At 60.6% G+C, this 13,917-nt stretch carries 15 protein-coding genes and 1 tRNA gene; 5 read left to right on the plus strand and 11 right to left on the minus strand.

Features of this window, described 5'->3' with window-relative positions:
* Positions 1-27: 27 nt before the first annotated feature.
* Entirely contained in the window at positions 28-1,248 is a 1,221-nt protein-coding gene (locus SBC1_RS39790) for an EAL domain-containing protein (protein ID WP_370469558.1), read from the minus strand.
* Between the two features lie 452 nt (positions 1,249-1,700).
* Here SBC1_RS39790 and SBC1_RS10770 point away from each other — a divergent pair, with 452 nt between their 5' ends.
* From SBC1_RS10770 to rpsU, 4 genes are all read left to right on the plus strand, one after another.
* On the plus strand, positions 1,701-2,246 hold the full coding sequence (locus SBC1_RS10770; RefSeq protein WP_165091975.1) for a GNAT family N-acetyltransferase: 546 nt from the start codon (positions 1,701-1,703) through the stop codon (positions 2,244-2,246).
* A gap of 113 nt (positions 2,247-2,359) precedes the next feature.
* Positions 2,360-2,953: a YigZ family protein gene (locus tag SBC1_RS10775; RefSeq protein ID WP_165091977.1), complete on the plus strand. Its 594-nt coding sequence runs from the start codon at positions 2,360-2,362 to the stop codon at positions 2,951-2,953.
* Between the two features lie 5 nt (positions 2,954-2,958).
* Positions 2,959-3,306, plus strand: coding sequence for a 2Fe-2S iron-sulfur cluster-binding protein (locus SBC1_RS10780; RefSeq protein WP_165091978.1), 348 nt, complete (start codon positions 2,959-2,961; stop codon positions 3,304-3,306).
* A gap of 232 nt (positions 3,307-3,538) precedes the next feature.
* The gene (rpsU, locus tag SBC1_RS10785) at positions 3,539-3,751 is read left to right on the plus strand and encodes a 30S ribosomal protein S21 (protein ID WP_165093256.1); all 213 of its coding nucleotides are present in this window, start codon (positions 3,539-3,541) and stop codon (positions 3,749-3,751) included.
* Positions 3,752-4,410: 659 nt separating this feature from the next.
* On the opposite strand, the gene SBC1_RS10790 is transcribed toward rpsU, so the two are convergent.
* Positions 4,411-4,487 (minus strand) — tRNA-Met (locus SBC1_RS10790).
* Between the two features lie 78 nt (positions 4,488-4,565).
* Positions 4,566-6,098: a peptide MFS transporter gene (locus SBC1_RS10795; RefSeq protein ID WP_165091979.1), complete on the minus strand. Its 1,533-nt coding sequence runs from the start codon at positions 6,096-6,098 to the stop codon at positions 4,566-4,568.
* Between the two features lie 410 nt (positions 6,099-6,508).
* Here SBC1_RS10795 and SBC1_RS10800 point away from each other — a divergent pair, with 410 nt between their 5' ends.
* Positions 6,509-7,240: an SDR family oxidoreductase gene (locus SBC1_RS10800; RefSeq protein WP_165091980.1), complete on the plus strand. Its 732-nt coding sequence runs from the start codon at positions 6,509-6,511 to the stop codon at positions 7,238-7,240.
* Here the strand turns inward: SBC1_RS10800 and SBC1_RS10805 are convergent.
* From SBC1_RS10805 to ccmC, 8 genes are all read right to left on the minus strand, one after another.
* A complete protein-coding gene (locus SBC1_RS10805; RefSeq protein ID WP_370469559.1) occupies positions 7,180-7,938 on the minus strand; it encodes a ribonuclease HI family protein in 759 nt (252 codons plus the stop codon). The two genes, SBC1_RS10800 and SBC1_RS10805, sit on opposite strands and share 61 nt — an antisense overlap.
* A gap of 87 nt (positions 7,939-8,025) precedes the next feature.
* Positions 8,026-9,273 carry a c-type cytochrome biogenesis protein CcmI gene (gene ccmI / locus SBC1_RS10810; RefSeq protein WP_165091981.1) on the minus strand — a complete coding sequence of 416 codons (1,248 nt, stop codon included), beginning with the start codon at positions 9,271-9,273 and terminating at the stop codon, positions 8,026-8,028.
* The gene (locus SBC1_RS10815) at positions 9,270-9,887 is read right to left on the minus strand and encodes a cytochrome c-type biogenesis protein (protein WP_241201929.1); all 618 of its coding nucleotides are present in this window, start codon (positions 9,885-9,887) and stop codon (positions 9,270-9,272) included. Before SBC1_RS10815 ends, ccmI begins: the two co-directional genes overlap by 4 nt.
* Entirely contained in the window at positions 9,880-10,419 is a 540-nt protein-coding gene (locus SBC1_RS10820; protein ID WP_165987609.1) for a DsbE family thiol:disulfide interchange protein, read from the minus strand. Before SBC1_RS10820 ends, SBC1_RS10815 begins: the two co-directional genes overlap by 8 nt.
* A complete protein-coding gene (locus SBC1_RS10825; RefSeq protein WP_165091983.1) occupies positions 10,416-12,473 on the minus strand; it encodes a heme lyase CcmF/NrfE family subunit in 2,058 nt (685 codons plus the stop codon). The genes SBC1_RS10820 and SBC1_RS10825 overlap by 4 nt, the downstream gene beginning before the upstream one ends.
* The gene (gene ccmE / locus SBC1_RS10830; protein ID WP_241201930.1) at positions 12,470-12,976 is read right to left on the minus strand and encodes a cytochrome c maturation protein CcmE; all 507 of its coding nucleotides are present in this window, start codon (positions 12,974-12,976) and stop codon (positions 12,470-12,472) included. The genes SBC1_RS10825 and ccmE overlap by 4 nt, the downstream gene beginning before the upstream one ends.
* Positions 12,973-13,164: a heme exporter protein CcmD gene (locus SBC1_RS39795; RefSeq protein WP_241201931.1), complete on the minus strand. Its 192-nt coding sequence runs from the start codon at positions 13,162-13,164 to the stop codon at positions 12,973-12,975. Before SBC1_RS39795 ends, ccmE begins: the two co-directional genes overlap by 4 nt.
* Positions 13,161-13,910: a heme ABC transporter permease CcmC gene (ccmC, locus tag SBC1_RS10835; RefSeq protein WP_165091985.1), complete on the minus strand. Its 750-nt coding sequence runs from the start codon at positions 13,908-13,910 to the stop codon at positions 13,161-13,163. The genes SBC1_RS39795 and ccmC overlap by 4 nt, the downstream gene beginning before the upstream one ends.
* Positions 13,911-13,917: the final 7 nt, after the last annotated feature.

The raw sequence follows: 13,917 nt of genomic DNA on the forward strand, positions 1-13,917 counted from the left end.
TGCCCCGAGGTGGAAAATGAGCCAAGCCTACACCGTCGCCAGACCGCGCCCTACATAGCGAATAAAATCAGGCGCTGTCAGCGGTGCGGAAAAAAGCCAGCCTTGCCCGAATTGGGCGCCGCGCTTGCGCAGATAACACGCCTGCTCTTCGCGCTCGATCCCCTCGGCGACTACCTGGACATGCAGCGTCAGCGCCATGTCGATAATGTGCGACGCCACACTGCTGGACGCCGCGTCCTGACCGACGGTGTCGACGAAAGACTTGTCGATCTTCAGCGCGTCCACCTGAAAATTCTGCAGATGCGAGAGGCTCGAATAACCCGTCCCGAAGTCGTCGATATACACCGGATGCCCGGCATCGCGGAACGCCTGGATCACTTCCTTGGCGGCGTCGGCGTCGAGAAAACAGCGCTCGGTCGCCTCGATCCGGATCTGCTCCGGCGCGATCTTCGCAGCGGCTAGCGCGGGCGTCAGCCGCTCCAGGAACCGCCGCGAAGTCAGGTCCGGCGCGCTCAGGTTGATCGACACGTAAAGCTCCCGGTAGCGCTGCAAGAACTCGCCGAGTTCGAGCAGGACTGTATCGAATACCTGGTCCGTGATCGCCTGGATCAGGCCACGATGTTCCGCGAGCGGAATGAAGTGATCGGGCCGCACGATGCGGTTCTGGTGCTTCCAGCGCACCAGCGCTTCAGCGCCAATACAGCGCCGCGTGGCAAGATCGACGATCGGCTGGTACGCGACGATGAACTGATGCCGGCGCACGGCGTCGCTAAGCTGGCCGAGCGGCGACAAGCGGCGCACCATCAACAGCCCGAGCCACGCGGAGAGCGTCAGGCCGCTCGCCACGCCTGCGAGCAGCCAGGTCCAGGGAAGCGCGCGCAAGCGTTCAGCGAAAGTCGCGTCCGATGTACTCACTGCAGTTGGTGCGTTTGCTGCGTTTGGTGCCTCGTAACCGCGATGTGCCGCGTTGGGGTTCGAGGGCATCGCTGTTGCAGCGAATACGGGTACCGGAAACTGGGCAAACAACCTGGAAGGCCCCGCCACCGAGGTATTGGCGATCAGGTGGATCGCGCCAGTGTCGACCATGTGCACAACGTAGCTTTCGAGCGCCGCGGCTTCCCGCGCTGCGGCAACGCGTTCATCCACGCCGGGCGCAAACAGGACACACAAGACCCCCGGCAGCATCGCCGCGCTCAGCACGATGCTAGCCAGGAACGCTAAGCGCCCGCTGCGTTTGAACGCATTCATCGTGCGCTTGTCATGTAGCGACGCCTTTGCGCCGGATGCGCGCTGCATAATGGTTTTTAATGAGGCACCTGATGGCATCTGTGTCGTGCGCAATTTCGTCAACGCTGAGTGGCTTGCGCTGATAGCGCCGTTAGTCGGGATCCGGGTGATCGCGCCGCAAGCACTGTCCGCTTGGCTGACAACGGCATGCTTGTTTCCCTGCATCTTCCCGGAAACGGCCCAGTTTAGCGGCCGGGTACACCGGGCTTCAATGCTTCGCTGCCCACGAAATGCCTGCTTTGGTGGGCTGGCGCACGCCGGCTCGATGCTTTTGCGCCACGCGTGCGCAGACGTCTGGTAATTGGCGGATGAGTCCTATAGTCGTGAGAAAATCGGACCGCCGGGTGATGACCTTTCTCACTGGCGGATTAACACTATTGACACGATCAACACCCCAACCACGGAGGCACTCGATGGCATTGCACGAAGCCAGCGCTCTCACGATCCGCGACGCGAACGCCGCCGATTTCGAAACAATCACCCGCATATACGCCCACTACGTGTTGCATGCCTTGGCGACCTTCGAGGAAACGCCACCGGGTATTGAGGAGATGCGTAATCGGCACGCGACAATCACCGGCGCGGGCCTGCCCTATCTCGTAGCTGAAATGGACGGCGTGGTGGTGGGTTACACGTATGCAACCGCGTATCGGCCGAGATCGGCGTATAGGCACACGATTGAAGATTCGGTTTATATCGCCGATGGCTTCGGTGGGCGCGGCCTCGGTCTCGCGCTGCTGACGGCGCTGATCGAACGTTGCGACGCGGGGCCCTGGCGCGAACTTATAGCGGTGATCGGCAACAGTGGCAACGCCGGGTCGATCGCGTTGCATGCACGCCTTGGATTTGAGCACGTCGGCGTGTTGCGCAAGGTGGGCTACAAACACGGCCAATGGGTGGACACGGTGCTTATGCAACGCTCCCTCGGCGAAGACAAGGCGTTGATTCGACAGAAATAAGCCGCCCCAGTCAGCGCACGCTGTTCATCGCCGGATAGTGCGCAGCGGCAGCGCTTTCGCCATACCATTGCATCGCGACCTTCCAGTCGCCTCTCTTACACCCTGAGCTTTAGTTGCCCACTTACACCCTCGCCGCCGCCGTCAGTGCTGAAATCGACATTCGCAAAAGCCGTTTTATCGCGCTGGCGATTCCTGTTGCCGATCGCGCTGCCGCAATGCTCGAACTCGATACGCTGCGCGCCCTGCATCCCGGCGCTACGCACGTCTGCTGGGCGCTGCTGGCGGGCGGTGAATCCGGCATGTCGGACGATGGCGAACCTTCCGGCACAGCCGGCCGCCCGATCCTGGAAGTGCTGCGTCATCACGAAGTGGATGGCGTGCTCGCCGCCGTCGTGCGCTACTACGGCGGCATCAAGCTCGGCGCTGGAGGACTGGTCCGCGCATACACGGACGCCATTGCAACCGCGATGCAACTGGCCGAACGCATAGAACGCGTGGCGCTCGGCGTGCTGCAAGTGGAAGTCGATTACGCCGATGAAGCGCGCGTGCGGCGCTGGATCGAACAAGAAGGCCATGCGCTCGATGAACCCGGCTACGGCATGACCGTGTGCCTGTCGATCCGGATGCCGCTTGCCGTGCGCGACCAGGCCGCCGATATTATCCGCGACCTGACGCACGGCCGCGCGGTCATCACCAAAGCGCCCTGAGCATCATGAGCACCGCCGACCATCCACATTCTTTTACGATCACGCTGCTGCCCTCGCAGCGGAGCTTCGCGTCGACCGGGCAGACCACGATCCTTGAAGCCGCCGCGCTCGCCGGGCTGCGCCTGTCGAGTTCGTGCCGCAACGGCACGTGCCGCGCGTGCCTTTGCCGTCTGATCGATGGCACCCTGCAGTATCGGATCGATTGGCCGGGTCTGAGCGCGGACGAAAAAGCCACTGGCTGGATTCTGCCGTGCGTGGCGTTGCCCACGTCCGATTTGATTATCGATCAAGTGGATTTTCTTGAAATACAGAATCCCGCCGATACAAAACCTGTTCGCGGCCGGGGTTTCTGAGGGAGCGAATCGGACTCGAATCAGGCTGCGAGCGGCATGTGCACAAATGCTCAACGACTGCAAACCGGCACCCGGGTATTCCGGGATTGTTGTCTTTTATCAAAGACATACGATGACATTCCCGAGCGGCGAAGCGTGTCCCATTGTTCAGCGGCCTGTAATAGAGGCTCCGAAAAGTGTACAATTGCGTTTCGCCCAATTTTCTGGCAGGGCCAGACCAACTGAGATCTCAATGACTAAAGTATTGTTGAAAGAGAACGAGCCTTTCGACGTCGCCATGCGCCGTTTCCGCCGCACCGTCGAACGTACCGGCCTGATTCAGGAACTGAAGTCACGTATGGCTTATGAAAAGCCGACCACCGAGCGCAAGCGCAAGAAAGCTGCAGCTGTTGCTCGCCTGCGCAAGCAGATCCGTCGCGCACAGTTGCCCAAGAAAATGTATTGATGTTGTTGCACGTCTGAACGGCGGCTTGCAGGTCGATCAAGTTCGATCGAAGCACCGAGTAGCCGGGGCCTTGTTCGATAGGTTCCGGGCGTATGTCGGATAAGTGCGCGGTGTATGTCAAATTAGTGCCCGATAAGCGCGCGATACACGTCGGACCTTCGATACCGGCCCAGGCGCCCTAGCCCAGCGGCCCATTTGCGGCGCGATCCGCGAATCAATCATGAAGCACTTCGCCCACCGAGGCGAAGCTAAGCGGCAGCCGCATTGAGCATCGTTTAAAGCGCACTTGCTGAATGGATCATGACGGCTTGGCCGCATGAATCTTGGCCACATGTCTTCGGCCGCACATCTCGGCCACAATGAATAGATCGCGCGGAGACACAAAACGCGCTCCACGCTTCCCTGCGCTGCTTCCGTTGAACTGTTGATCAGTCTCAAGAAGTCGAGAACTGTATCGACCTTGGCTCACGCATCCAGAATTCAAAAGCCTGCACGGTTCATATCGTGCGGGCTTTTTGAGCTTCCCCGCGTGCGTTCTTAGATCCTTGGGTTCGTGGGCCACTTCTGCGCTTGACGATCACTCATCGAAGCACTTTCCACTCATGCACGACCGTAAACGCATAAAGCCCGGATAGACCGGGCTTTATGCGTTGAATCTTTGGTTGCGGGGGTAGGATTTGAACCTACGACCTTCGGGTTATGAGCCCGACGAGCTGCCAGACTGCTCCACCCCGCGAAAAAGATTATAGCGCTAAGGGTATGTCAGGTCAAACCGAATCGAAGAATATTGGTACTGAATGCAAATACGTTGACGTTATTGCAGCGATGCCGGCTTCGCCGCAGCGTACGGATCAGTTCCACGACGTACCGCTTCCACACAACGCCGATGTTCTCGCGACAAGCGATTCAACAGCGGCAGCAGAATGATTGCCACGGCGGCCCCGCCCGCCGCGAGCCAGCCTAGTCCGAAAAAGAGCTTCGTATAAAGCGGCAGCGATTGCAGCGAACTCAGGTCGTTGGACGGCATACGCGCGAAGTTGGCAACCACGCTGCCCAGATACTGCGACACACCCACTGCAACGTAATACGCCCCCATCATGAAACCGCTCATGCGTGCGGGCACGTAGTGGGCGATCATCGCGAGGCCTAGCCCGGACACCAGCAGTTCACCCAGCGAATAGAGCCCGTAGCCACCGACCATGAACCACGAAGATACTCGGCCATCAACGGCATAACGGCCGCTGAACGCGAACACGAAAAAGCCTAGCGCGACCACTATGAAACCCAGCGCGTACTTTGCGGCGATGGGGATATCGTGATCGCTATTCGCGAGCCGCGTATACGCGATCGCGAGGAACGGACTCAGCAGCATGATCCAGAGCGGGTTCAACGCCTGAAATTGCGCCGCGCTCCATGAGAACAGGGTCACGTTAAAGAGCGTGAACGACGCGTCCACGTTGCGCAGCGCGAACAAGGTCAGCGAGGTGGACATCTGCTGATAAAAGATAAAGAACAGGATGACCTGCAGCGTGAGGATCAATGCAGCGAGCAGACCGGAGCGTTCGCTTCGATCGCATTTCAAAAGCATCCAGCCGAAGATCACGAGCATGGCAACACCCGCCGCATATACGCAGATCGCTGCCACGTGTTCGTTCTGCAGCACGAATACTGTCGCGAGCCCCAAGGCCACGGCGCCCACCACAACGGCCGCAAAGCGGCCCCACATCATGGGCTCGTCGTCAGGAGCGGAACCGATGTGCCCAACGGTACGCCGCATCACCATGAAGTTGATCAAGCCGAGCACCATGCCCGCGAAACACACGGCGAAGGCTACGTGCCAGCCCCAGTGATCCTTGATCCACGGCGTCGCGAGCATCGAAATGGTCGAGCCGATATTGACTGACATGTAGTAGATGGTGAACGCGCTGTCGAGGCGCGCGTCATCGCCTTCGTAAATGCGCCGCACGAGATTCGCCGCGTTCGCTTTGAAGAGGCCGTTGCCGACCACGATCACACCGAGCGCCGCGTAGAGGTACCCCAATGAATCGAACGGAATGGCGAGCATCAGATAACCCGACCCCAAAATGCACGCGCCGAAGATCATCGTGCGCCGCGCACCCAGCACCTTGTCGCCAATCCAGCCGCCTATTGCCGGCGACGAGTACACGAGCGCGGTAAACGCGCCCCATGTGAGGTTCGCGTGGGAATCGTCGAAACCGAGCTTGTCGATCATGAACAGCACGAGCAACGCAGCCATGCCGTAATAACCGAAACGCTCCCACATCTCGATGAGGAAAACAGTCGTGAACGAGCGCGTCTGGGACACGCCGGATGGATGGGGAGTCATGGGTAAATCTCGATAGGGTTAGACGGCGCACCCTGCCTCTGAATCGTTCGCGACCCACCCGCCTGACAGGCAACGTGAAAAAAAATAACGCGATTGATTCATTAATACAGGAGTCCGATACATGTGAAGTCGCGATTATCCCAACACTTTCCATGAATGTGTGACAAAGGCTTGCACATACAGCGTTCAGTTTTTTGAGACGAAGGTGCCGGTTGAAAATGGAATGACACGTTGGAGCAGTTTGCGATCTTGTTGGTTGATTAGCGTCAATTGTTCCTGGGATTGGATAAGTTTTTTGTTCTTTTAATCATTTCGTATAACGATCTATTGGCCGATATCGCACCACACCACGGACTTTTGCAAACTCGTGGTAACTTTGTGTCTTCAATTCATTCTCAGGTTTAATCGACATGAACACTATCAAGGCGATTCTCACCGGTCACACACGCGGTCTCGGCGCGGCGTTGGCCAGCCACATGCTGTCACGGGGCATCGCGGTGCTCGGGGTATCGCGCACGCGCAGCAGCACACCCGCTTCAGCCCTTTTGCAGGAAGTCGAACTCGATCTCGCGAATCCCGCCGCGCTCGGCGAATGGCTGGGGACTGAAACGCTCGCCCGGTTTATCGATGGCGCGCATACCGTCCTGCTGATCAACAATGCCGGCATGTTGCAGCCGGTGGGGGCAATCGAAGGACAGGACGTGAACGCGATCGGGCGCTCGGTGAGCCTGAATGTTGCCGCGCCGTTAATGTTGTCGGCAGCAGTGGCAGCAGCAAGCCCGGCGGCTTTCGATCGACGTATTGTGCATATCTCGAGCGGCGCGGCCCGCAATGCGTATCCCGGCTGGAGCATCTATTGCGCGACGAAGGCAGCGCTCGATCATCACGCGCGCGCGGTCACGCTGGATAACAACCGGGCGTTGAGAATATGCAGCGTGGCACCGGGTGTGATCGATACCGACATGCAAGCCGAGATTCGCGGCACGGGTTTGGAACATTTCCCCTTGCGGGAAAAATTCGATGAACTCAAACGCAACGGCCAGCTTTCGACCCCGGCCGACGCTGCGCGAAAAGTGCTCGACTACGCGTTGAGCGACCCATTCGGCGACACGCCCGTGGTGGACGTACGCGACCTGTCGTGAGCGTCTGCCTGGGTGTCTAGATGAGTGTCGGTGCGCACTGCGTGCTGCGAAAGCGCATCGGCGGCTGCGTTGCGGGCGCGAGGAATCCACTGGAGGCGAACATCGGCGAGTTGCGCGATCAGACCGCGCGCCTGCGCCGCGTAGGGACTTAGCGCGGGCGCACTGCTCGCTTCGTCGCGAAGGACATCTTCAATGACAACCTGACTGTCGCCATGAATCACAAGCTTGGCCGGCACCGGCGTTCGTGATACCGCGGCTTCAAGCACCGCGATCAGAGCAAGATATTCCGCCTCGCAACTGTCGCCATGACCGGCACGCGCGCTGATTTTGACAACGTCGCCATCCGGGCTCTCCAGCACACCGCCAATGCCAATCTTGCCCGGATTCGGATGCGCCGAGCCGTCGAACCAGGCGTGCCACGCGGCGGCATCACGGAATGCAGGCCGCACTTTTCTCGCCGCGCGCGCGGCTGCACGTTCTTGCTCACGATGGTGTCGCGCCTGTTCTTTCGCGGCCCTTTCCCGATGCCGTGCGCTCACAAGCTCCGCGAGCGTCTGCGTGCCGGCTGATTTTTCCAGCGTCTGCGTCAAAGCGGCGTGAGCGGAGAGCGATGTGAGCTTGGACAAGCGTCGGCTCACGGCGCGCTCCTTCTTGTAGGCAATTAGCAATAGCTCTTCGAACTCGAACATGCTGGGCATTGAAGTGACCGAATGCCGAGCTTAACAAGTTTTTGCAGCGGGTCGAAATTCGGAACGCCAAGAACATTGCCGGTCAAAATGAAGCGTCTATGGCGATGATGCCGCGATCACCACATCGGCGTGTCGATTCTCCAACCCTCGGGCATCGCCTCGTCCGGTCAAATCGTCCCCTCCCGATGCCGAGACAATCCGCGCTTCCACCACAACCTGCTGGTGCGCCGACAGCGTGTCGGTTGCGTTGATGGCAAGCGAGTCGTCGAGAACGATCGTAGTGGGAAGTTGACTTGCAGCTAGCCGACGCTCGGCGAGCAACGTGTTCGACGGGACCGCCGCGCTGACCGCACTCGCCGCGCTCGCCGGATTCATCGGCTTAGTCGAAGCCTGTGCGCCGCTCGTGCGAGCCGTCACGATAACCGCTGCATCAGACGCGACGTGCGCGCCATCGGCCAGTCGAATATTCACGGTAACCGCGCTCAAGCCCTCCGCCTCACCAATATTCTTTTGCACTCGGGCGACTTCGGGTGAATCCGGCTTTAACGTCGCGATCAGCCTTCGCCACAACCCGATCGCGCTGGCATAACTCCGCGCTTCGAACGCCGCCGACGCCGCCAACGCAAGCGCTTTCGGATCAGCGGGATCGATGGCGAGCGCCGCCGCGATCTCCTCCGATGCTCGCCCTGCAAGGCGGCCATCGTTCGCGCTAGCGATGGCATCGGCGAAATCGGCCCGCAGCGACGCGTCGCCCGGCTCAAGCGCCACAGCCTTCGCATAGGCCGCAGCCGCGTCCGTCGGCCGCTCGAGCACGGTGTACGAGCGCGCGAGCGTGGCCCAGGCGTCGGCATCGCGAGGATCAGGCACATGATCGCGCAGACGAAATGCGAGCCGTGAAACCATCATCTCCACCGAGATCGACGACATGTCGTGCGAGACGCCCAGCGAGTCGTCCAGCGCGTTGTCCAGCTTAAGCGCGGCGGGTTCGCCAAGCTTCAGATACAGCAGGCACGCAGCGCTCGGGAGAAGCGCAATCAGCACGGCACAGGTTGCCGCACGTGTAGCCGTACGCGGGGTGGACCGGCGGGCCAGCGAAGGAGAACTGGTGGTATCGGCAAGTACGCGCTGTTCTATATCGCTGCGCACGCTTGCATATTGTTGCGCCGATAACGCGCCCGTGCGCAGATCCGCGTCGGCGTCAGCCAGTTCCCGCCGATACAGCGACACGCTCAACGCGCGAGCCTTCGGTGCACCGGTTGCAGTTTCTCGCTGCATCAACGGCACGACTGCGCACAGGACGGCCGCGATCAACATTACGGCTGCGATGAACCAGAAGGTGATCATGTCCGGCTTCCCAGCAGACGCCTGGCGCGTTGCCGCTGCAGGTTAGTAAGCGGTGGCGGCGTCATTTTCCGGCGTTGCAAAACGATGCCCGCGAACACGCCGAAGCCAATCACAAGGAGTACGAATGGACCGATCCAGAGCGCCCACGTCAGCGTTTTGAACGGCGGATCGTAGAGAACGAAATCTCCGTAACGCGTCACCATGTAGTCGCGAATCTGCGCATCGGTTGCACCCTGCTGGACTTGCTCGTGAATGATCATGCGTAGATCGGACGCGAGATCGGCCGTGGAATCCGCGATGGTTTCGTTCTGGCATACGAGACAGCGAAAGCTCGATTCAAGGCGGCGGATGCGAGCGGCAAGCGCCGGGGCAGCACTCGCTGTCGCGGTGATTGCGGCGCTCGTACCGGCATTAGCTTGCATTCCAACGTCGCCTTTAACCGGTGCGTCAACAGGGATGTCAGCGGCTCCCTGAGCGCTGACATTGGCTTCGGTTTCGGCTTCGGCCATCACGACGACGCCAGATCTAACGGCTGCGCTTGCTACACCAATCACCAACACGCAGCACAACCCGGCCACGATCCTGTGCATCGTCCTGTGCGTCGTCTTATTCATCGCTGCCCTCGCCTTGAAGGCTTCGCACAAGCGGCAGGATTTGCGTATCGAGCGCCGCTTGCGTCAGCGGTCCCGAGCGTTTGAAGCGGATCACACCACGCCGGTCGACGATAAACGTTTCAGGCACGCCATACACGCCATAGTCAATTCCCGTCTGCCCGGAGCGGTCCATCATCGTTGCAATATACGGGTCGCCCGCCTGCTTGAGCCACTGTCGCGCGGCGTCCGGTTCGTCCTTGTAATCGAGCCCGTAGATCGGCACGATATTCCTGGCCGCGAACGTCACGAGTGCCGAATGTTCATCGCGACACGACTCGCACCACGACGCCCAAACGTTCATCACCCACACCTGGCCGCGCAATGCTTCGGGAGACAGCCGCCGCTCGGTGGCATCGAGACGTGGCAGGTCGAACGTGGGCGCTTGCTTGCCGATGAACGTCGATGGCAAGCGTCTTGGATCATTCGATAACGACGCAGCCAACACCGCACTCAGGCCCGCGAAGAAAATCAGTGGCGGCAGGAAGCGTTTCATGATCTCGTCTCCTTTGCGCTTGCTACGTTCCCTACGTTCCCTACGTTCGCCGCCGCGATAGCCGCCTGCGTTCGAATGCGCGCATGCACCGCACCCGTTGCAGCCTGCCGCCGCTCACGCACGGCTAGCCGATACCGCCGGTCGCTTGCCGCCAACACGCCGCCGAACGCCATCAGCAAACACCCCGCCCAGATCCAGTCGACGAACGGTTTGATCTGCACGCGCACGGTCCAAGCAGTCGCGCTGTTGTCGGCTGCATCGCCGAGTGCGACGTAGAGATCGCGGAACACGCCGCGGTCGACGGCGGCTTCGGTCATCGTCGTTTCCTGCACGACAAAGAAGCGTTTCTCCGGATGCATCACCGCAACCACGCGCCCTTCGCGGCTCACCACTATGTTCGCCCGCAGTGCGCGATAGTTCGGACCGTCGACCGGTTTCGTGCCATCGAAGCGGAAGGTGTAGCCGCCGGCCTCGATCGATTGCCCGATATCGAGCCGCGCTTCGCCGGCCGTTTCATAACCTTTGACCAGCGTCACCCCAGCGATAAAAATCCCGATGCCCAAGTGTGCAACCAGCATGCCGTAGAACCCGCGCGGCACATGAAAGAACCGCAGAATCCAGGGCCCACGCCCGTCCGCAATACGTCCGGCCAACGCAGTGAGCATGGTCGTCGCGCACCACACTGCCAGCAGCATGCCCAGCGCAACCATCGGCTTCCAACCACCAGCGAGCCACGGCAACGCAATCGCCGACGCCACACTCACCAACGCCGCCCAGCACAAACGAATGGCGATATCGGGCAGGCGCGCGGACTTCCACCTCGCGATTGGCCCAATGCCCATGAGGAATATGGCGGGTGTCATCAACGGCACGAATACCGCATCGAAATACGGCGCACCGACGGAAATTTTTCCGAGCCTGAGCACATCGAGCAAGAGCGGATACAACGTGCCGAGGAAGACCGAAGCGGCCGCGACCATCAGCAAAACGTTGTTCGATAACAGCAAGGCTTCACGCGATACCAACGCGAAACCGGGACCCAGTCCAATCTTCGGTGCTCGCCATGCGAACAATATCAACGCGCCGCCGGTCACTATCGACAGGAAGATCAGGATGAAAATGCCGCGCGTAGGATCAGAGGCGAATGCGTGCACGGACGTAATCACGCCCGAACGCACGAGGAACGTGCCAAGCAAGCTCAGCGAAAACGCGCAGATGGCAAGCAACACGGTCCACGCGCGAAAACTGCCGCGTTTATCGGTGACGGCGAGCGAGTGCATCAGCGCCGTGCCGACGAGCCACGGCATGAACGAAGCGTTTTCCACGGGGTCCCAGAACCACCACCCGCCCCATCCGAGTTCGTAGTACGCCCAGCCGCTGCCGAGCATGATGCCCAGCGTGAGGAAGGTCCAGGCAGCCGTGGTCCACGGGCGCGACCAGCGCGCCCAGGCGGCATCGAGTTCGCCCGACAACAACGCCGATACAGCGAATGAGAACGCTACGGCGAAGCCGACGTACCCCATATAAAGAATGGGCGGATGCGAGACCATGCCCGGGTCTTGCAGCAACGGGTTGAGATCGCGGCCATCCATTGCCGGTGGCAAAAGACGCGTGAACGGATTGGAGGTCCATAGCATGAAGAGCAGGAAACCCACGTTGATCCAGCTCATCACACCGAGCACGCGCGCGACCATGGGTCGGGGAAGCTGCTTGCTGAACACGGATACCACCGCCATCCACCACGTGAGCAGCAAGGTCCAGAGCAACAGCGAACCTTCGTGGCCGCCCCAGACCGCCGCGAAACGGTAGATGAGCGGCAGCATTGAATTGGAATTCGATGCAACATACGCCACGGAGAAATCGTTGCCCATGAACGAAACCGCCAGGCAACCGAATGCCATCGTGACGAATCCGCATTGGGCACGCGCAAGCGGCCACGCGCTTCTTGTCCAGTTTGTGATTCCGCGGGCCGCGCCGACAAGCGGCAACACGCCAGCCGTGATGGCGAGCAGCAAGGCGACGATCAGCGCGAACTGGCCGAGTTCCGGGATCATCGAGCGACTCCTGCGGGCACGCGTGTCCCGCCCGATGCCGCGTTCGATATCGTGTCCGATCTTGTGTCTGATACCCGCACGGACCGCGCGCGTTTGATGGCTTCAGCGGCGTCCGGCGGCATGTATTTCTCGTCGTGTTTGGCCAGCACCTGATCCGCCAGGAACACACCGTCCGGCAACAATCTGCCCTGCGCTACCACGCCCTTGCCTTCGCGAAACAGGTCGGGCAGCGCACCGCGATAAAGCACTGGAATCTCTCGAGCTGTATCGGTGATCATGAAACGCACGGTCAACCCGCTGGCGTCGCGTTCCACCGAACCACGCTCCACCAGACCGCCTACGCGCAGTCGTGCTGCGTGTTTCATGTTGCCCGAGACCAGTTGCGAGGGCGTGACGAAGAACATCACGTTGGCGTTGAACGCATTCAACACGAGCGCGGCCGCGCCGCCGAGCGCCACAAGCCCGGCGGCGACACCGCACGCCCGCCGCGTGCGCCCTTTCACGGTTTCTCCGTCAACGTGCTGCCACGCGTGCGCGGGTGGACAACATGCCCGCGCCTGCGCTGCCGCCTGTTCGAACCAACAGTGATTGCGATCTCGATGGCGAGCACAAGGAAGGTGATGTCGAACGCGACCCACAGGTACCAGAGATCGCCGTCGCCACCGGTCAAGCTGTTCATGACGTTCATCATGCTGCCTCTCGTTCATCGATAATCCGCCGCACCCGTACGAGCACCATGGCAATTGCGTAACACCAGAACGCCAGCGTCATCACGACGAGGCCAGCGAGCATCGAGCTGTCCATCGATACCCCGCTGCCGAATGAAAGCGATGCCCCCTGATGCAGCGTGTACCACCACTGCACCGAGAAATAGATAACCGGCACGTTGACCACGCCGGCGAGCGCGAGCACGGCGCAGGCACGATCGGCGCGGCGTGTGTCGTCGATGGCGCCATGCAGCGACATGAAGCCCAGATACAAGAACAGCAGAATCAGTTCGGACGTGAGCCGGGCGTCCCAGACCCACCACGCTCCCCACGTCGGACGGCCCCACAGCGCGCCCGTCACAAGCGCGAGGGCTGTGAAAAGCGCGCCGGTTGGAGCGATTGCACGGGCCATCATCGCGGAGAGGCGTGCGTTGAGTATCAGGCCGAGCGCCGCGTAAGCGGCCATCACGACATAGAGCAGCATCGACATCCATGCCGCCGGCACATGCACGAACATGATGCGATAAACGTCGCCCTGCACGGCATCCGTGGGGGCAATGAACAACGCGATCTGGATGCCCGGCATCGCGAGTAACAGCGCGGCAATAGCGAAGCCGGGAATCATCTTCCCCGCCAGCCGGTGAAACGGTCTCGGCGATGCGTAACGCAACCAGCCGGTCATCGCGATAGATGAGTTCATGATCGATGTGCCTTCATTGCGCTGACTCATTCTGCTG

The sequence above is a fragment of the Caballeronia sp. SBC1 genome (assembly GCF_011493005.1).
Taxonomy (GTDB): Bacteria; Pseudomonadota; Gammaproteobacteria; order Burkholderiales; family Burkholderiaceae; genus Caballeronia.

Bases quoted from the DNA above. Each gene is read 5' to 3' on its own strand.
- SBC1_RS39790 (WP_370469558.1), bottom strand. From the start codon at position 1,248: ATGAATGCGTTCAAACGCAGCGGGCGCTTAGCGTTCCTGGCTAGCATC.
- SBC1_RS10770 (WP_165091975.1), top strand. From the start codon at position 1,701: ATGGCATTGCACGAAGCCAGCGCTCTCACGATCCGCGACGCGAACGCC.
- SBC1_RS10780 (WP_165091978.1), top strand. From the start codon at position 2,959: ATGAGCACCGCCGACCATCCACATTCTTTTACGATCACGCTGCTGCCC.
- rpsU (WP_165093256.1), top strand. From the start codon at position 3,539: ATGACTAAAGTATTGTTGAAAGAGAACGAGCCTTTCGACGTCGCCATG.
- SBC1_RS10795 (WP_165091979.1), bottom strand. From the start codon at position 6,098: ATGACTCCCCATCCATCCGGCGTGTCCCAGACGCGCTCGTTCACGACT.
- SBC1_RS10800 (WP_165091980.1), top strand. From the start codon at position 6,509: ATGAACACTATCAAGGCGATTCTCACCGGTCACACACGCGGTCTCGGC.
- SBC1_RS10805 (WP_370469559.1), bottom strand. From the start codon at position 7,938: ATGCCCAGCATGTTCGAGTTCGAAGAGCTATTGCTAATTGCCTACAAG.
- ccmI (WP_165091981.1), bottom strand. From the start codon at position 9,273: ATGATCACCTTCTGGTTCATCGCAGCCGTAATGTTGATCGCGGCCGTC.
- SBC1_RS10815 (WP_241201929.1), bottom strand. From the start codon at position 9,887: ATGAATAAGACGACGCACAGGACGATGCACAGGATCGTGGCCGGGTTG.
- SBC1_RS10820 (WP_165987609.1), bottom strand. From the start codon at position 10,419: ATGAAACGCTTCCTGCCGCCACTGATTTTCTTCGCGGGCCTGAGTGCG.
- SBC1_RS10825 (WP_165091983.1), bottom strand. From the start codon at position 12,473: ATGATCCCGGAACTCGGCCAGTTCGCGCTGATCGTCGCCTTGCTGCTC.
- SBC1_RS39795 (WP_241201931.1), bottom strand. From the start codon at position 13,164: ATGATGAACGTCATGAACAGCTTGACCGGTGGCGACGGCGATCTCTGG.
- ccmC (WP_165091985.1), bottom strand. From the start codon at position 13,910: ATGAGTCAGCGCAATGAAGGCACATCGATCATGAACTCATCTATCGCG.